The sequence below is a fragment of the Lacrimispora struthionigena genome, assembly GCF_048627165.1.
Classification (GTDB): Bacteria; Bacillota; Clostridia; order Lachnospirales; family Lachnospiraceae; genus Lacrimispora.
Genome location: NZ_JBMBWP010000002.1, coordinates 2047587 through 2065137, shown reverse-complemented (window position 1 = coordinate 2065137; position 17551 = coordinate 2047587). Strand labels below are relative to the sequence as shown.

At 42.9% G+C, this 17551-nt stretch carries 16 protein-coding genes; 13 read left to right on the top strand and 3 right to left on the bottom strand.

The window, feature by feature from the left end:
• Positions 1–26 precede the first annotated feature (26 nt).
• Positions 27–1133 carry a non-hydrolyzing UDP-N-acetylglucosamine 2-epimerase gene (wecB, locus tag ACOAOT_RS18620; RefSeq protein WP_420218337.1) on the top strand — a complete coding sequence of 369 codons (1107 nt, stop codon included), beginning with the start codon at positions 27–29 and terminating at the stop codon, positions 1131–1133.
• A 50-nt stretch (positions 1134–1183) separates the two neighbouring features.
• On the opposite strand, the gene ACOAOT_RS18615 is transcribed toward wecB, so the two are convergent.
• Positions 1184–1657: a methylglyoxal synthase gene (locus tag ACOAOT_RS18615; protein WP_420219452.1), complete on the bottom strand. Its 474-nt coding sequence runs from the start codon at positions 1655–1657 to the stop codon at positions 1184–1186.
• Between the two features lie 46 nt (positions 1658–1703).
• Complete coding sequence (locus ACOAOT_RS18610) at positions 1704–2903, bottom strand: AfsR/SARP family transcriptional regulator (protein ID WP_420218336.1); 1200 nt, start codon at positions 2901–2903, stop codon at positions 1704–1706.
• A gap of 144 nt (positions 2904–3047) precedes the next feature.
• Here ACOAOT_RS18610 and srtB point away from each other — a divergent pair, with 144 nt between their 5' ends.
• The 5 genes from srtB to leuA all read left to right on the top strand — a co-directional run bounded on the left by srtB (position 3048) and on the right by leuA (position 9709).
• Complete coding sequence (gene srtB / locus ACOAOT_RS18605; protein ID WP_420218335.1) at positions 3048–3803, top strand: class B sortase; 756 nt, start codon at positions 3048–3050, stop codon at positions 3801–3803.
• 74 nt (positions 3804–3877) lie between these two features.
• A complete protein-coding gene (glmM, locus tag ACOAOT_RS18600; protein ID WP_420218334.1) occupies positions 3878–5233 on the top strand; it encodes a phosphoglucosamine mutase in 1356 nt (451 codons plus the stop codon).
• Positions 5234–5379: 146 nt separating this feature from the next.
• Complete coding sequence (locus tag ACOAOT_RS18595; protein WP_420218333.1) at positions 5380–6636, top strand: 5-bromo-4-chloroindolyl phosphate hydrolysis family protein; 1257 nt, start codon at positions 5380–5382, stop codon at positions 6634–6636.
• Positions 6633–7787 carry a toxic anion resistance protein gene (locus ACOAOT_RS18590; RefSeq protein WP_420218332.1) on the top strand — a complete coding sequence of 385 codons (1155 nt, stop codon included), beginning with the start codon at positions 6633–6635 and terminating at the stop codon, positions 7785–7787. The genes ACOAOT_RS18595 and ACOAOT_RS18590 overlap by 4 nt, the downstream gene beginning before the upstream one ends.
• A gap of 257 nt (positions 7788–8044) precedes the next feature.
• A complete protein-coding gene (gene leuA, locus ACOAOT_RS18585; RefSeq protein WP_420218331.1) occupies positions 8045–9709 on the top strand; it encodes a 2-isopropylmalate synthase in 1665 nt (554 codons plus the stop codon).
• Positions 9710–9760: 51 nt separating this feature from the next.
• Here the strand turns inward: leuA and ACOAOT_RS18580 are convergent, their stop codons facing one another.
• Entirely contained in the window at positions 9761–10237 is a 477-nt protein-coding gene (locus tag ACOAOT_RS18580; RefSeq protein ID WP_420218330.1) for a GNAT family N-acetyltransferase, read from the bottom strand.
• Positions 10238–10397: 160 nt separating this feature from the next.
• Between ACOAOT_RS18580 and glf the strand changes: the two genes are divergently transcribed.
• The 7 genes from glf (at position 10398) to ACOAOT_RS18545 (ending at position 17541) form a co-directional block, all read left to right on the top strand.
• On the top strand, positions 10398–11507 hold the full coding sequence (gene glf, locus ACOAOT_RS18575; RefSeq protein ID WP_420218329.1) for a UDP-galactopyranose mutase: 1110 nt from the start codon (positions 10398–10400) through the stop codon (positions 11505–11507).
• A gap of 72 nt (positions 11508–11579) precedes the next feature.
• Positions 11580–12557 (top strand): glycosyltransferase family 8 protein, encoded by a 978-nt coding sequence (locus tag ACOAOT_RS18570; protein WP_420218328.1) that lies wholly within the window; start codon positions 11580–11582, stop codon positions 12555–12557.
• Positions 12558–12568: 11 nt separating this feature from the next.
• On the top strand, positions 12569–13465 hold the full coding sequence (locus ACOAOT_RS18565; protein ID WP_420218327.1) for a glycosyltransferase family 2 protein: 897 nt from the start codon (positions 12569–12571) through the stop codon (positions 13463–13465).
• Between the two features lie 23 nt (positions 13466–13488).
• Positions 13489–14409 carry a glycosyltransferase family 2 protein gene (locus ACOAOT_RS18560; protein ID WP_420218326.1) on the top strand — a complete coding sequence of 307 codons (921 nt, stop codon included), beginning with the start codon at positions 13489–13491 and terminating at the stop codon, positions 14407–14409.
• A gap of 35 nt (positions 14410–14444) precedes the next feature.
• Positions 14445–15575 carry a DegT/DnrJ/EryC1/StrS family aminotransferase gene (locus tag ACOAOT_RS18555; RefSeq protein WP_420218325.1) on the top strand — a complete coding sequence of 377 codons (1131 nt, stop codon included), beginning with the start codon at positions 14445–14447 and terminating at the stop codon, positions 15573–15575.
• Positions 15572–16558 (top strand): ATP-grasp domain-containing protein, encoded by a 987-nt coding sequence (locus ACOAOT_RS18550; protein ID WP_420218324.1) that lies wholly within the window; start codon positions 15572–15574, stop codon positions 16556–16558. The genes ACOAOT_RS18555 and ACOAOT_RS18550 overlap by 4 nt, the downstream gene beginning before the upstream one ends.
• On the top strand, positions 16555–17541 hold the full coding sequence (locus ACOAOT_RS18545) for a glycosyltransferase family 2 protein (protein WP_420218323.1): 987 nt from the start codon (positions 16555–16557) through the stop codon (positions 17539–17541). Before ACOAOT_RS18550 ends, ACOAOT_RS18545 begins: the two co-directional genes overlap by 4 nt.
• The last annotated feature ends 10 nt before the right edge of the window (positions 17542–17551 follow it).

The following is a 17551-nucleotide window of genomic DNA, read 5'->3' as shown; positions in this document are numbered from 1 at the left end:
AATTAACATAAAAGGAGTTTTGTGCCGTGAAGAATATCATGCTGGTATTTGGGACAAGACCGGAGGCCATCAAAATGTGCCCTCTGGTAACAGAGTTGAGAGGCAGGAAAGAAGCAAGGGTTTGCGTCTGTGTGTCAGGTCAGCATAAATCCATGCTAAAGCAGGTTTTAGATGCGTTTTCAATTAACCCGGACTATGATCTTTCCATTATGAAAGAAAAGCAGACACTTTTTGAAATCACCGTAAATATTTTAAATAAGATTCGTGAGGTTCTGGAAAAAGAAAAGCCAGACGTGGTTCTGGTTCATGGTGATACTTCCACAGCATTTGCCTGTGCCCTTGCCTGTTTTTATCTGCAGATACCGGTGGGACATGTTGAGGCCGGGTTAAGAACCTATGATATTTATTCCCCCTATCCCGAGGAATTTAACAGACAGGCCATTGGTATTATTGCAAACTATCACTTTGCTCCTACGGAGAAAGCCAGGGAGAATTTAATTTCTGAGGGTAAGAATCCTTCTGCCATATTTGTCACAGGGAATACAGGAATTGATGCATTAAAAACCACAGTGAGAGCGGACTACAGCCATGAGCTTTTAACGTGGTCTTTGGGAAGCCGGCTGATATTACTGACTGTTCACCGAAGGGAAAATTTAGGGGAACCCATGAAACAGATTTTTCGTGCTGTCAAACGGATCACTGATGCACATCCTGAGGTTAAGGTTATTTATCCCATTCACTTAAATCCACGTGTCAGAGAAATCGCCGGTTCTGTATTAGCGGGAGAGGAACGGATACGTCTGATTGAACCCCTGGATGTAATTGACTTTCATAATTTTATGGCAAGAGCAGATCTTATATTAACGGATAGCGGGGGAATACAGGAAGAAGCACCAAGTCTGGGAAAACCTGTGCTTGTTCTTCGCAAATCAACAGAGCGGCCGGAAGGAGTTGACTCTGGGGCGCTGCTTTTGGTTGGCATTGAAGAAGAACCTATTTACGAAGCCGTAACACGTTTGCTGGATGATAATGTGCTCTATGACAGGATGCGCAGTGCAGATAATCCCTATGGTGATGGAGAAGCGAGCAGAAGAATTGCAGATATTTTACTGGGAAAGAAGGAAAACAAATAGTACAGGCTCTCCATGTAAAACCTGGAAGGCCTGTACTAATATGAATGAACTTATAATGATTTTGCTCTGTCCGCGATATTCTTATTAAAATTAATTACCTGATGCTCATAGGTAGACTCCATAAGAGGAGAGGTAATAATGAAATCTGCAGTTGCACGGGTGTTGGCAATGGGAATATCATAAACCTGGGCAATACGAAGCAGTGCTTTTACGTCGGGGTCATGAGGCTGTGCAGTCAATGGATCTGAAAAGAAGATGATCAGATCAATCCTGCCTTCTACAATCTTTGCACCGATCTGCTGGTCTCCGCCTAAAGGACCACTGTTATAGCCTTTTACCGGAAGACCTGTCTGATCTGTAATCATACGGGCAGTGGTGCCGGTTCCGCACAAAGTGTGGTCTTTTAAGATTTCCCTGTGTTCGGTGCACCATTCAATTAATGAATGCTTTTCGTTATCATGGGCAATCAGCGCAATGTTTTTTTGTTTTTGAAGCGTCAGTGTAATAAAATCTTCCTGTAACATCATAGTCCTCCTGTTGTAGGTATTAATAAGAGTGTCAGAACCTCATTTAAAACGGCAGAACACTTTGCAGAGAGTAGGTAATGGACAGATCTTTTCTGGAATATTCCTTTTTAAAATTCTGAATGATTCGCTTTAAAACCATCTCTCCGTTTTCATAGGTCGCAGTAGGAAGAAGCATCAGATACTGGCTTACGCTGTAACGGCTGTAAACGTCTCCTCTGCGAAGAGAGTTGCGGATAGAACTACCCAGTTCATCCATGGCACGGGTCTGTACTGCCGGCTTTAATAACTCACCCTTTAAATTGCTGATGGTTAGCAGGCATAAAAAGATAGAATCTCCGGTTCGCTCAATGGCTCTGGACTCCAGCTGGTAGATATCCCGGAATACGGAAGGCTCACAGCAAAATGCTCCCTTATTGGTTCCACCCTCTAAAAGAATCTCCCTGATGGTACTTAAATCCATGGTGATTCCATGCTTTTTGTCGCTGATCATTTTATACAGTTCTTTAAAGCGGATCGATGGAGTGATGGCAAACTCATTGTAGAACATGTCGTTTACCCGTTTGTAATGCTCCAGGGACATCATCTGGTTCCCGCTCTGGTACAGAGCGTAGATCAGATAGTAATGTGCTTCCTCCCCGTAAGGATCGATGGAGATTGTCTGCTGGCAGACATCTATCATCGTAGGATAATCCTTTCTGTCATCTAACATTACCAGGATCTTTTTTACTAATTTCTGATAAAGGGTATGATAATAGGTGTGAATGGGGATTACCCAGGATTCCCATTCGGATTTTGGAAGAAAGTTTCCTTTATAAAGGTTAAATGCCTCCATTGACAGTTTCAGGCGGGTCTCTTCCGGAAATTCCTTGCTATCAGCCTGCAGACAAAGCTCTTCGAACTTGTCCGTGTCGCATACGGTGGTAAGATCCCTTGTCCAGCCATATGCTTTTCTGTTTTGAAATACCAGTTCCTGAGTGGGAAACCCAAGTGGCTCAAGAAGCTTTCGCACGCGGAACATCAGCGTCTTTAAAGCGCCAGCTGGATTATTGCTGGCTTCATCTTTCCAAAACAAATCAATTAATTCATCAACGGGAATATCCCTGCCACGAAACGTGATTAAATATTCCAAAAGACTCCATGGTTTTTTAGCCTGATTATTCTGATCAACAATTATTTTGTCTCCGATGGTAACGGAGAATCCACCCAGCATGTTCACATAAATGATCGTCTCTTGATTTTTCATAATTTTCTCCAAAGTAACATTTTCTTTCCTTAGTATATAGAAAAAAACGTTAAAAGTCTAGCGCAGCTTATAAAAGATTGAGATTTTTATTAAAATAAGCTATACTAAAGCAGAAGAATATGAAAAAGAAAGCAGGAGATTGCTATGAACAGAAAAAAACTGTCAACAGGAATTCTTATACTTGCATTTCTGCTTCTGGCTGTGGGAGCCGGAGTGCTTTACTTTGATTATCGTGACAGGCAGTATTCTGACAACCTGTATGAAAGCCTGGCTGAGCTGGCAAAGGTACCAGAAGAGAGCGTGACTGCCCCGTCGGAAACACAGAAAGAGAAAGAAGAACCTTACGTATCTCCTATTTCTTTTGATGAACTAAAAAAGATTAATCCTGACATTGTTGGCTGGATCCGCATTGCTGATACAAGCATTGATTACCCCATCGTCCACACGGACAACAATGATACTTACCTGGATACGGATTTTGATGGAAAAAAGAATCCGTCAGGAACCATATTTCTTGACTGTGACAGTGAACCTGATTTTTCCGGAAGGCATAACATAATTTATGGGCATCATATGAAAGATGGTTCCATGTTTAAGGATATCATAAAGTATAAAGAGGAATCTTTTTATCGTGCCCATCAGGACATTGTGATCTACACACCGCAACAGGAATTCCATTTGCGGCCGGTCACTGTGCTTTATACGGATGCAGGCGGAATACGCAGAAAAACAAAATTTGAATCAGATGAGAGCTTTTCCCTGTATGTAGATGAGATGACAAAGAACGGAATGTTTTATCAGGCACCTGAAGAGCCAATTAAAACTCTGTGGTCATTTGTTACCTGCAGCTATGAATTTGATGATGCAAGAACCATTCTATATGCAGCATTAGTCCCTTAATTTAGAAAGGGCAGAAATGTGGTATTGTACATATCACTTTTTATCACCGCAGATTTATGAAGGAGAATAATAAAATGGGTAAATATTTTGGAACAGATGGTTTTAGAGGAGAAGCAAATGTTACGCTGACTGTTGAGGATGCGTTTAAAGTAGGCCGCTTTTTAGGCTGGTACTATGGACAGAAAAAACCGGCTGAGGTATGCAGGATCGTTATCGGAAAAGACACAAGACGCAGCAGCTATATGTTTGAGTATTCTCTTGTGGCAGGTCTTACCGCATCAGGAGCCGATGCCTATCTGCTTCATGTAACCACCACCCCCAGCGTATCCTATGTTGTCCGTACAGAAGGATTTTCCTGCGGAATCATGATCTCTGCAAGCCATAATCCATACTACGATAACGGTATTAAAGTGATTAATGAAAAGGGAGAGAAGTTAGAAGAATCCGTCATCACAGAGATCGAGAAGTATTTAGATGGGGAGATGGGAGAACTGCCATTTGCCACACAGGATAAGATCGGCAGAACCGTAGATTTTGCAGCAGGAAGAAACCGCTATATCGGATATCTGATCTCAACGGCAACCAGATCCTTTAAAAATAAAAAAGTAGCACTGGACTGTGCCAACGGAAGCGCTTCCGCCATTGCGAAGAATGTATTTGATGCACTTGGCGCAGAAACTCATGTGATCAGTAATGAGCCTAACGGTCTGAATATTAATACGGGCTGCGGTTCCACCCACATGGGACAGCTGGTGAAGTTTGTGAAAGAAGTAGGGGCTGATGTGGGCTTTGCTTATGATGGAGATGCAGATCGCTGCCTGGCCGTTGATGAGAACGGAAATGTAGTTGATGGAGATGGTATCTTATACATCTGCGGTAAATATATGAAAGAACAGGGGCTGCTTAAAAATAACAAAGTGGTAACAACTATAATGTCCAATTTCGGGTTATATAAAGCTTTGGACCGGGAAGGGATTGAGTACGAAAAAACAGCAGTTGGCGACAAATATGTTTACGAGAACATGGTAACCAATGGAAACTGTCTTGGCGGTGAACAGTCAGGACATATTATATTCAGTAAGCATGCAACAACCGGAGATGGAATCCTGACTTCATTAAAGGTAATGGAAGTAATTCTTGAAAAGAAAGAAAGCCTTGGAAAGCTGGCTTCTGAGCTGGAGATCTTTCCACAGGTATTAAAGAATGTACGGGTTCATGACAAGACAGCGGCTCAGGATGACGAAGCGGTTAAAGCGGAAGTGGAGAAAGTGGCACAAAGTCTTGGAGACAGCGGAAGAATTCTTCTGCGCCAGTCAGGTACAGAGCCGGTGGTTCGAGTCATGGTAGAAGCAGCTGATTTAAAAACCTGTGAACAGTACGTGGAGCAGGTAATTGATGTCATGAAATCAAGAGGCCACGTCATTTCCTGATTGTAAATGAGAGTCATTGAAAACCGAAGATAACAGCCGGTTTTTCAATGACTTTTTCAGTTTTAATAACGGCGTCTCATTGTAAATGAAGACAATTCATGATATCATTGTACTTATCTGCAAATTTATTTTGGGAGATCGGAAAAATGGATAAAAAAGATAAATCAAACTTAGGAGAACAAATCCGCAGTACGGTGCAAAGCGCCATTGATTCCAGAGATTTTAACCAGCTGAACCGAATCATATCCGATTCCGTAAATTTTGCGCTGGATGAAGCGAAAAATCAGCTGGCAAAAGGAACAAAAAGCTGGACGCAGCCGCCGGTGCGGGATAGCAGGGACGAAACTGGTGAGGCGGAAAAGGTGGTAGATGACGAACCGGGATACCGGGCGTTTCAGACCAGCCGCACGGTAAAAGAACGGACAGGCAGTTCATTCGCCGGAAAACAAGAGATTAAAATTAACCAGCAGGGGCGTGTGGGCGGAGTACTTTTAACCGTTTTTGGAAGTCTTTTTCTTGGAATTGATCTGATCGGGATTCTTATCTCTCTTTTTGCTTCCATGATTTTGAAACCTGTCGCATGGGCGGCAGCCGGTGCGTTTACCTTTCTTCTGGCAGCCGGAGTTGTGTCGGGCTGCATGCTTTTTACTGGAATTTCCATAAACGGAAGATTAAAAAGAGCCAGAATTTATGCAAAACAGTCCGAAAAGCGAATGTATTGTAATCTTGAGGAACTGGCTGCAAGTATTGGTAAATCTCAGGAATATGTATTAAAAGACGTGGAGAAAATGATGAGACTGGGTATTTTTCCCCAGGCACACTTAGACGAGCAGAAAACCTGCCTGATTTTAAGTGAAACCACATATAACCAGTACCTGGAGTGTCAGAAAGCGTTAAAGGAGCGGGAAAAAGAGGAAGAACTGAAAAAGATTTCAGATAATGAAACCCAGGGAAATCAAGCGTTGCAGGAAATGATGACTCAGGGAAGAAATTATTTAAGAATATTAAAAGAAGCCAATGATGCCATTCCGGGCGAAGTGATTTCCCGAAAAATATCCATGCTGGAGGATGTAATTCAGAGAATTTTTGACACCGTTTTAAAGCATCCGGATCAAATGGGAGAGATGGAACAGTTTATGGATTATTATCTCCCTACAACAGTAAAGCTGGTGAATGCTTACCGGGATTTTGACAGCACGGGTATAGAAGGCAATAATATTATCAATGCAAAAAAAGAAATTGAAGGAACTCTTGATACCATCAATCTGGCTTTCGAACGGCTGCTTGATGATTTGTACCAGGATACAGCTATGGACATTACCACGGATGCATCGGTACTCCAGACAATGTTAAAGAAGAATGGCTGGGCCGAAAGTGATTTTACAGGAGGAAATAAAGAATGAGCAAAGATTTGGAAGAGATGATAAATGAAGCGCCACAGCTGACTCTTACGCCATTTGATCAGACAGAAGGTGTGAAAGAGGGACATGCACTGACCGAGGCAGTACCTGTATCTGAACCAGTGCCCGCACCAGAGCTTACCCCCGAGGAAGAACGTCTGGTTTCTGATTTTGCTGATAAAATTAATTTAAAAGATTCCAATATGGTTCTTCAGTATGGCGCAGGAGCGCAAAAAAAGATTGCTGATTTTTCTGAGTCCGCCCTTGATAATGTAAAATCAAAGGATCTGGGTGAAGTGGGACAGATGCTCACCAATGTGGTGACAGAGTTAAAAAGCTTTGAAACGGAAGGAGAGGAAAAAGGCTTCTTCGGTTTCTTTAAAAAGAGCGCTAACCGTCTTGATAACATGAAAGCAAAGTATGCATCTGCAGAGACTAATGTGAACCAGATCTGCAAGATTCTTCAGAATCACCAGATTCAGCTTTTAAAGGATATCGCCCTTCTGGATAAAATGTATGAATTAAACACCACATATTTTAAGGAACTGACCATGTATATCCTGGCTGGAAAGAGAAAACTTGCAAAAGTTCAGCAGGAAGAGCTCCCTCTTTTAATGGAACGGGCGGCAAGAAGCGGTCTTCCAGAGGATGCCCAGGCAGCCAATGATTTATCTGCCATGTGCGGACGGTTTGAAAAGAAGATCCATGACCTGGAGCTCACCCGTATGATTTCCATTCAGATGGCTCCCCAGATCAGACTGGTTCAAAATAATGATACTTTAATGACAGAGAAGATCCAGTCCACCATTGTAAACACCATTCCTCTGTGGAAAAGTCAGATGGTTCTTGCCATCGGAATCAATCATTCAGAGCAGGCGGCAAAGGCACAAAGAGAAGTGACCGATATGACCAATGAGCTGCTTCGAAAGAATGCAGAGGTATTAAAAACTGCAACCATTGAGACGGCAAAAGAGTCAGAGCGTGGAATCGTTGACATGGAAACCCTGAAAAAGACCAATGAGTCCCTGATTACAACCCTTGATGAAGTAGTGCGGATTCAGGCAGAGGGAAGACAAAAACGAAAAGAAGCAGAAGTGGAACTTGCCCGTATGGAAGGGGAATTAAAGACCAAGCTTCTACAGATGAGCAGATAAAAGATTTTATGGTTTTTAAAGTTTTAGTTGTAAGTAAATTTTACTCGTGCTATAATAACATAACACTTTACCGTGGTGGTTTGTCAGAGCACGGCATGTGATTTTAATGCAAAGGAATGATGACAGATGGGGTTAGACCTTTAAAACCCACGTTGTTCATTGTCAAAAAATACAGCGTGATTTATCGACTCCAAAGCCTGAACTGATTTTTTTATGAAAGAAATGCAGACAATAAAGGAATATGGAGGAGATCAGACATGTTGAATTATGAAAGATATAAGCGGGTACCGGTAGTAGATTATCCGGAAAGACAATGGCCGTGCAGGGAGATTAAGAAAGCGCCGATCTGGTGCAGTGTGGATTTGAGAGATGGAAACCAGGCTCTTATTGAGCCTATGGTAGTGGAAGAAAAGATTGAGATGTTTAACCTTCTGATTAAACTCGGTTTTAAGGAGATTGAAGTGGGATTTCCTGCTGCATCCCAGATTGAGTTTGATTTCTTAAGACAGCTTGTGGAACGGAAACTGATTCCTGATGACGTGGTGATTCAGGTTCTGGTTCAGTGCAGAGAGCATTTGATTAAGAGGACATTTGAAGCCTTAGAGGGAGTTAAGAAGTCAATCGTTCATATCTACAATTCCACATCTACATTACAGCGTGATGTGGTCTTCCGCAAAGAGATGGATGAGATTAAGGAGATCGCTATACAGGGAACCCAGTGGGTGAAACAGTATATGCAGGATTTTAAGGGAGAAGTTATGCTTGAATATTCTCCTGAAAGCTTTACTGGAACTGAACTTCAATTTGCACTTGATATCTGTACGGCAGTGCAGGAAACCTGGGAAGCCACTCCGGAAAAGAAGATTATTTTCAATCTTCCTTCCACTGTGGAGATGACAACACCCAACGTATATGCTGATCAGATTGAATGGATGAATTCCCGGTTTAAAAACCGTGACAGCATTATTTTAAGTGTTCATCCTCACAACGACAGAGGAACAGGAATTGCAGCCACTGAGCTGGCTCTTCTTGCAGGAGCTGACCGTGTGGAAGGAACTCTGCTTGGGAATGGAGAACGTACCGGCAACGTGGATATTTTAACAGTTGCCTATAATATGTTTTCTCAGGGCATCAATCCGGAACTTCATCTTGAGAATATCCGTGAAATCGTGGATGTTTACGAACGCTGTACCAAGATGGAAGTGGAACCCAGACACCCCTATGCAGGAAAACTTGTATTTACAGCATTTTCCGGATCACATCAGGATGCCATTAACAAAGGCATGCAGGCGATGCATGAGAGGAAGAATCCATACTGGGAGGTTCCTTACCTTCCGATCGATCCTTCCGATATTGGCAGACAGTATGAGCCGATTGTCAGAATCAACAGCCAGTCCGGCAAGGGCGGCGTAGCATTTGTCATGGATACCTTCTATGGATTCAAGCTTCCAAAGGGTATGCACAAGGAGTTTGCCGATGTGATTCAGGCGATTTCCGAAAAGCAGGGTGAGGTTGCTCCAGAACAGATTCTGGAAGAATTCAAGAGCTGCTATACCGAACGGAAGGAACCCATTCATTTCAGAAAGAGCCAGATTACAGAGGCAGAGGAAGACGTGGAGTTCTCAACACTTGCAAAAGTCCGCTACACAGACCATGGAGTGGAGAAAGTATTCGAGGGTGTGGGAAACGGACCTATCGATGCTGTTCAAAAAGGCCTGGAGAAGGAGCTTGGTATCGAGATCCGGGTGCTGGATTACTACGAGCACGCACTTGCTTCCGGATCTGGGGCACAGGCTGCATCATACATCCATTTGCTTGATGTAAAGACCGGAAAGGCTACTTATGGCGTGGGAATCAGTTCCAACATTACCAGAGCGTCTATTCGGGGTATCTTTAGTGCGGTAAACCGGTTATTTTATTAATATCAGATAATGAAAGGGATCCAGTCTTTTTTGAGGCAGGATCCCTTTTAGTTATCTGATTCTTTTTTCAAAACAAACAGCTTCATCCCGCCCCTGATATTTCCCATAGTTTGGGATGATGTGAAAGCCGTTTCTAATGTAGAAGCTGCATGCGCCTGCGTTGATTTTTCTGGTTTCGCAGATCAGTCTGCTATATCCAAATTCCAGTGCCTTATTTTCTAGAAAATTTAAGATAGAAGTGCCAACACCCAGTCCCCGTTCTTTTGCATACATCCGTTTTAATTCCCCAGTGGAATCGTCTATTCGGCGTATTGCGCCGCAGCCTGCTGCCGTACTTCCACTTCTTGCAATGACAAAAATAGATTTTTCATCTTCCATGTCGTTGATTGAAAATGAGGATTCTCCGCTGTTTCCGGTTATGTGATTCAGACTTCCGGATAATTCGTTTAGCAGTGACAGAGACTCATCTGTGTTAATATCAGCCTCTATAATCTGAAGTGCTGTTTTAATATTATTATTCTCGCTCATTGTGTTTAAATATCATCTCCTCTCACATTCATAATAATTATAAACCCATCGATTTATTGAAACAATCATTATTTAAAATTACACAGATAGAACCGGCGTTTACTTTTCTGAAAGACTCTAGTATAATTAATTCAGTTTATAAAACGACAGGAGAGTAAAGATGAAGAAATATGATTATGTGCTTGTCGGAGGTGGTCTCTATTCCGGCGTATTTGCCTATCTGGCCAGGAAACAGGGAAAGAAATGCCTGGTACTTGAGAAAAGGGAACATTTAGGTGGCAATTTGTATTGCGAAGAGACAGAAGGAATCCATGTACACCGGTATGGCGCTCATATTTTCCATACAAGCAATCGTAAGGTCTGGCAGTTTGTCAATGAGCTGGCAGAGTTTAACCGGTATACCAATAGTCCCGTTGCCAATTATTTAGGGGAGATGTACAACCTGCCTTTTAATATGAATACCTTCAGCAAGATGTGGGGGGTGTCAACTCCGGAGCAGGCAAAAGCAAAGATTCATGAGCAGAGACAGGTGATTACCAGTGAGCCGAAGAATCTGGAAGAACAGGCGATCAGCCTGGTGGGAACGGATATCTACGAAAAACTGGTAAAGGGTTATACGGAAAAGCAGTGGGGAAGAGGTTGCAAGGAGCTTCCGGCCTTTATTATTAAGCGCCTTCCTGTACGGTTTACCTATGACAATAATTATTTCAATGACTTATATCAGGGGATTCCCATCGGCGGTTATAACGTAATTACAGACAAGCTCTTTGAGGGTTGCGATGTAGAGCTTTCTGTTGATTATTTAGACAATAAGGAGCATTATGACAGTCTTGGAGAGAAAATCATATACACTGGAATGATCGATGCTTTCTACGGATACCAGTTTGGTAAGCTGGAATACCGTAGTCTGAAGTTTGAGACGGAAACCCTTAATACAGACAATTACCAGGGGGTTGCAGTTGTAAATTATACAGACCGTGAAACTCCTTATACGAGAATAATTGAGCATAAACATTTCGAGTTCGGAACCCAGGATAAGACGGTTATAACCAGAGAATATCCCGTTGACTGGAGTGAGGGTATGGAACCTTATTATCCCGTCAATGATGAGACCAATCAGAACTTGTATCAGGCATATGAAAAACTTGCCCAAAAAGAGGAACGGGTTATCTTTGGAGGCAGACTGGCAGAATATAAATATTACGATATGGACAAAGTGATTGAGTCAGCTTTTAAAATGGCTGAGTCAGAGCTGGGTCTCCTCCCCTAGCCGCCGGCTGTTTACTTTTCCAGGCAGATATAGTACAATACAACGATAAAATTGGTATGCGGGGAGGTTATTATGAATATAGTTTACGCTTCCAACGATAAGTTTGCCAGACACCTTGCTGTCTCTCTCTACTCTCTTCTTGATCGGAATCAAAAGATTGAAACGCTTGATGTCTGGGTTTTATCCATGGGGTTGTCAAAGGAATCAAAAGACCGCTTATGCGGGATCGCACAGGAATTTGATCGTGAGCTTTCTGTGATTGAACTGGGGAATTTAAAGGAACGGTTTTCCCACGAGGTGGACACAGGAGGATTTGATTTAAGCATTATGGCCCGCTTGTTTCTAGGAGATGTACTCCCAGAACATGTGGAACGGGTACTTTATCTGGATTGCGATACCGTGATATTGTCTTCTTTGGAAAAATTATGGAAGGCTGATCTGGGTCCGTTCCTGTTAGGCGCTGTCATGGAGCCAACCATTTATCCTTGTATTAAAGAAGAGATCGGATTAAGACCGGAAGAACCCTATTTTAATTCAGGGGTGCTTTTAATTGATTTAAACCGCTGGAGAGAAGAGAATGTTCAAAAGAAGCTTCTTGACTTTTACCGATCCAAGGGAGGTAAACTGTTTGCAGGAGATCAGGATACCATTAATGGAAGTTTAAAGGGCCGAATCAGACCTCTTTCTCCCCGTTACAATTATTTTACCAACTACCGGTATTTCCATTACAGGCATTTAGTCCGACTGTCTCCGGTGTACGCACTCATTACGGAAAATGGCTTCCGGGAAGCTGGCAGACATCCGGCCATCCTTCATTTTATGGGGGACGAGAGACCCTGGAAGGAAGGGAATCTAAATCACTACCGCAGAGCTTACGACAAGTATCTGGCGAAAACTCCATGGGCAGGAACTCCAAAAGAAAAGGGAAACCGGTTTTATATGGCAGCTTATCATCTTATGAATTATGCCACCTATTTGTGCCCTCCGTTTCGTGATTTTATCAGCCACCATTTTGGAATGAAGCTTGTAAATTCCAGAAAAGGATCTTAAAAGGAGCAGGTATGAATGTAAGTTGTATCATTTTAAACTACAATGATGCTGATACTACGATAAAACTGGTTCAGGGGTTGAAAAATTATTCATCTCTTGATTCCATTGTTGTGGTGGATAATCATTCCACAGATGATTCGGCCGCCAGATTAAAGGATTTAGATGGCGGCCGTGTACACGTGATCGGCTCCTTAAAAAACGGCGGGTATGGTTATGGAAATAATCTTGGAATCCGTTATGCTTACAGGGAGCTTGACGCCACTCACGTATTAATTGCAAATCCCGATGTCATGGTTACAGAGGAGACGATCGATGCCATGAAGAACGCATTTCTGGCGGACCAACGAATTGCAGTCACTGCTGCCGTGCCGGTCGACCAAAGGGGCAGGCAAGGACTGATGGGCTGGAAACTGACTGGTCTGTTTGCGGATTTGCTTGATACGGGGCTGGTTACACGGCGGTTATTGAAACGGTGGCTCACGGATGAACCGGGAAAACGGGCATTTCAACTGACAACACCTGTGGCAGCGGAACGCTGTGCGTGGGCGGATGCAGTTCCGGGTTCTCTTTTACTGGCTGACGTGAAGGCAATGATGGAATGCGGCCTTTATGATGAGGAAGTATTTCTTTATTATGAAGAAAAGATACTTGGGTATCAGTTGAAGAAAAAGGGGTACCGAACACTCCTTCTTCTTGACCGGACTTACTTACATCTTCATTCCGTCTCCATTGACAAATCCGTTAGCTCTATTCTGAAAAAACAGGCGCTGCTTCATAAAAGTAAGCTTCATTATTATATAAAATATTTAAAAATAAACCGGTTTCAGGAATTTGCTGCAAAAGTATTCCTGGAATTTCTCATGTTTGAGATCTGGTTTTTAACAAAGATTCTGGGAATGTCATGGTAAATGACAGGGAAAGAGGGGATAGAATGATAACAGTACTTTTGGCTGCCTGGAATGGAGAGAGATATCTAAGAGAACAGATGGAATCACTTTTGGGACAGACCAATCAGGAATTTACCATTTTAATTTCCGATGACGGTTCCTCTGACAGAACTCCCCAAATCATCTCAGAATATGAAAACAGATTTCCAGACCGGATAAAAAGCTTAAAGAATTTAAAACCATCAGGCAGTGCCAGGGACAATTTCTTTCGGCTTTTAAAATCTGCGTCTGATGAGTATCTGATGTTTTGTGATCAGGATGATATCTGGTTGCCAGATAAAGTAGAGGTTACCTTAAGAGAGATGAAGAAGATGGAAAAGAAATGGGGAAAGGATATGCCTATTCTGATCCATTCGGATTTGTCTGTTACAGATGCGGCGGGAACGGTACTTCACCCTTCCATGGCAAGATACCAGAAGATTGGAGTTTTTGATAACCGTACCGGCCATTATCTGGTGGAAAATAATATCACAGGCAATACCATGATGATTAACCGGTCTTTAAAAAATCTGACGGAGCAAATCCCGAATACCTGTGTCATGCATGACTGGTGGCTCGGTCTTGTGGCAAGCTGTTTTGGGAAAATTTCCTATATTGACCGTCCACTGGTTCGCTACCGGCAGCATGGTAACAATCAGGTTGGTGCAAAAAGCGGTATGAAACAGCTGTCTGAGAGAATGAGAAGACAGGAGAAAGTCCGGGAAAATTATCGTCTCCTGTTTGAGCAGGCGAAATCCTTTCTTTCTATCTACAGTCAGTCCATGACGCCCGCTCAGAGAGAGTTGTTTGAAGAATTTATAACCCTTTGCCGCAAAAGCAGGGCAGGAAAAATAAAGACTATTTTAAAATACAAATTGTTTAAAAGTACCCGTGTCAGAACGCTTGGACAGATGTTTTCTATTTAACAAAGCAGTACATGGGAAATGAGGAGAATGGTAGAATGATACCAAATGAAAAAGAAATACTGGTAACGAGGGCTTCCATGCCTTCCTACGAAGAATTTATTGCTGAGATCAAACCGATCTGGGAAACTGCCTGGATGACCAATATGGGTGAATTTCACGACAGATTAAAGGATCAGCTGAAGGAATATTTAAAAGCGGAAAATCTTCTGCTGTTTGTGAACGGACATATGGCTCTTGAGATGGCGCTGCAGGCGATGAACCTAACCGGAGAGGTGATTACCACCCCTTTTTCCTTTGCTTCCACCACCCATGCGATTATAAGAAATAATCTCACGCCAGTATTCTGCGATATCAGAGAAGACGACTACACCATCGATGCCGATCAGATTGAAGCGCTGATTACAGATAAAACCACAGCCATTCTTCCGGTGCATGTGTATGGTAATGTCTGTGATGTGGATAAAATAGAGTCCATAGCCAAAAAGCACAACTTAAAAGTGATTTACGATGCAGCACATGCATTTGGCGTAGAGGTGAATCATCGTGGAATTGGAACCTACGGAGATGCATCCATGTTCAGCTTTCACGCTACTAAAGTATATAATACCATAGAGGGCGGAGCAGTTACTTTTAAAGATCCATCCCTGGAAATTCTGCTTAATTATTTAAAAAACTTTGGAATAACCGGAAAAGAATCCGTGGAATATATAGGCGGTAATGCAAAGATGAATGAATTCCAGGCTGCCATGGGAATTTGCAATCTGCGTCATGTAGAGGAAAATATTGAAAAACGCAGACTGGTTTCAGAACGTTATCGGGAGCATTTACAAGGAGTTTCGGGAATTCGCCTTAATCCCATAAAGCAGGGAATCAGTCAGAATTATGCGTATTTTCCTGTGTCGTTTGATGGATTTGAACTGACCAGGAATCAGGTATATGATCTTCTCGCTACCCATAATATCTTTGCAAGAAAATATTTCTATCCCCTCATTACGGATTTTGAATGCTACAGGGAGCGTTTTTCGGATCTTGAGCTTCCATGTGCCAGACGGGCAGCAGACAGTGTTCTTACCCTGCCCCTTTATGCAGATCTGCCTCTTGAAGATGTGGACAGGATATGCGAGATAATTCTAAGTGCCGCAAAGAAAGGGAAGCAGAGCGTATGAAAGCAGCAGTTGTAACCGCAATCGGATCATTTTCCGCTGACATTGTTATTAAAAATTTGAAAATTATGGGTCTTAAAGTGATCGGCTGCGATATATATCCGGCAGAATGGATTGCTGATTCTTCCAGTGTTTCTGCTTTTTATCAGGTTCCTCTTGCAACGCAGGAGGAACAGTATGTGGAGGAAATTCTGAATATCTGCAAAAAGGAAGGGGCTGACGGACTGATCGTTTTAACCGATGCAGAAGTAGATGTATGGAACCATCACAGAAACAAATTAAAGGAAGCAGGAGTGACGTTATGCCTGTCACCAGAAGATACCATAACGGTTTGCAGAGATAAAATGAAACTTTATGAGTTTCTTTCTGAAAGAGGGATTGGAAATATGATACCTACCAGAATGCTGGCTGGTATTTCTTCTGAATCCATTTCCTATCCGGCAGTTGTAAAGCCATATAATGGAAGAAGCAGCCAGGGCCTTTCCTATCTTCACAATCAGGAAGAAATGGAGCGGTTTCTTGCCGGAGGGGAAGCAGATAATTACGTGGTGCAGCCCTATTTTAAGGGAAGTATTATTACTGTAGATGTAGTGCACCAGGCGGACACAGGGCGGTCAGCAGCTGTGTGCCGTAAGGAATTGCTTCGGACCCCCAATGGCGCTGGCACATCTGTTCTGGTATTTTCAAATCCGACTCTGGAAACAGTATGCAAAGAGGCAGCAAGAGCCTTGGGAATTCAGGGTTGTGTCAATTTTGAATTTATTGAAGGGGAAGATGGAACCTTTTCCATGCTGGAATGCAATCCCAGGTTTTCAGGCGGCGTGGAATTTTCCTGTATGGCTGGATATGACTGCGTCTTAAACCATGTGAGGTGTTTCCAGGGGGAGGACATTATGCCTGCCGTCCCTGTTAAGGAAATGTATATTGCCAGAAAATACGAGGAATACGTAACAAAGGTACTTGATAAGGAAGGGACTAAGATATGAAAGACGGATCAAATAGCGAAATCATGGCCAGCATTAACTGTGTCACCTATAACCATGGTGCCTTCATCCGCCAGGCTCTTGACAGCTTTCTGATGCAGAAGACGGACTTTGAGTATGAGATTCTGGTTCACGATGATGCTTCCACGGACGGGACAGGGGATATCATCAGGGAATATGCAGCAAAGTATCCGGATAAGATCCGGCCTCTGATTCAGACAGAAAATCAGTATTCCCAGGGCATCGATAACATAAGCGGTGCTTTTAATTTTCCCCGTGCAAGAGGAAAATATATATTCATGTGTGATGGGGACGATTACTTTGATTCCCCGGACAAGCTTCAAAAGCAGGTGGATTATATGGAGTCCCATCCGGACTGCACCCTTTGCATTCACAGTGCAAAGATCCAGTTGATGGGGAAAGCAGTGACCGAAAGCCAGATGAGACCATACCGGAAAACCACTGTGCTCACGCCAGAAGAGATCATCGATAAAACTTCCGGGTATGCCATGTCTTCCATGGCATTTCCTGCAAGACTTGTAAAAGAGCTTCCTGATTACTATACGGATTGTCCGGTAGGAGATACCCCTTTGCAGCTGATTGCAGCTGCGAATGGTTATGGTTATTATATGGATGAACCCATGAGTGTATACCGGGTTGGAGTCTCTGGTTCCTGGACTGCTGAGGGGAAAAAGGGAAATTATGCCGCGAAGCAGCAGGCCTATTATGAGCGTATGAGACAGGTTTATAAAGAATTTGACAAAGCAACAGGCGGCCGTTTTAAGGCGGCCGCCATAAGTGCTTCTAAACGAACCTATTACCAGACGAAGGTCAATACCAGGGATTTTAAGGAGATATTAAATCCTGCATACCGAAGGTATTATAAGGAACTTACGCCAATGACCAGGTTCTTTATTCAGTTTCAATACCGGACTCCCGGCCTGTATGGTTTCCTTCGAAAATCATTTACCGGAAGTAAAGGTTAAATTTCACACT

Excerpts from the sequence above, each read along its gene's own strand:
- ACOAOT_RS18615 (WP_420219452.1), bottom strand. The coding sequence starts at position 1,657 with ATGTTACAGGAAGATTTTATTACACTGACGCTTCAAAAACAAAAAAAC.
- ACOAOT_RS18610 (WP_420218336.1), bottom strand. The coding sequence starts at position 2,903 with ATGAAAAATCAAGAGACGATCATTTATGTGAACATGCTGGGTGGATTC.
- srtB (WP_420218335.1), top strand. The coding sequence starts at position 3,048 with ATGAACAGAAAAAAACTGTCAACAGGAATTCTTATACTTGCATTTCTG.
- glmM (WP_420218334.1), top strand. The coding sequence starts at position 3,878 with ATGGGTAAATATTTTGGAACAGATGGTTTTAGAGGAGAAGCAAATGTT.
- ACOAOT_RS18595 (WP_420218333.1), top strand. The coding sequence starts at position 5,380 with ATGGATAAAAAAGATAAATCAAACTTAGGAGAACAAATCCGCAGTACG.
- ACOAOT_RS18590 (WP_420218332.1), top strand. The coding sequence starts at position 6,633 with ATGAGCAAAGATTTGGAAGAGATGATAAATGAAGCGCCACAGCTGACT.
- leuA (WP_420218331.1), top strand. The coding sequence starts at position 8,045 with ATGTTGAATTATGAAAGATATAAGCGGGTACCGGTAGTAGATTATCCG.
- ACOAOT_RS18580 (WP_420218330.1), bottom strand. The coding sequence starts at position 10,237 with ATGAGCGAGAATAATAATATTAAAACAGCACTTCAGATTATAGAGGCT.
- glf (WP_420218329.1), top strand. The coding sequence starts at position 10,398 with ATGAAGAAATATGATTATGTGCTTGTCGGAGGTGGTCTCTATTCCGGC.
- ACOAOT_RS18570 (WP_420218328.1), top strand. The coding sequence starts at position 11,580 with ATGAATATAGTTTACGCTTCCAACGATAAGTTTGCCAGACACCTTGCT.
- ACOAOT_RS18565 (WP_420218327.1), top strand. The coding sequence starts at position 12,569 with ATGAATGTAAGTTGTATCATTTTAAACTACAATGATGCTGATACTACG.
- ACOAOT_RS18560 (WP_420218326.1), top strand. The coding sequence starts at position 13,489 with ATGATAACAGTACTTTTGGCTGCCTGGAATGGAGAGAGATATCTAAGA.
- ACOAOT_RS18555 (WP_420218325.1), top strand. The coding sequence starts at position 14,445 with ATGATACCAAATGAAAAAGAAATACTGGTAACGAGGGCTTCCATGCCT.
- ACOAOT_RS18550 (WP_420218324.1), top strand. The coding sequence starts at position 15,572 with ATGAAAGCAGCAGTTGTAACCGCAATCGGATCATTTTCCGCTGACATT.
- ACOAOT_RS18545 (WP_420218323.1), top strand. The coding sequence starts at position 16,555 with ATGAAAGACGGATCAAATAGCGAAATCATGGCCAGCATTAACTGTGTC.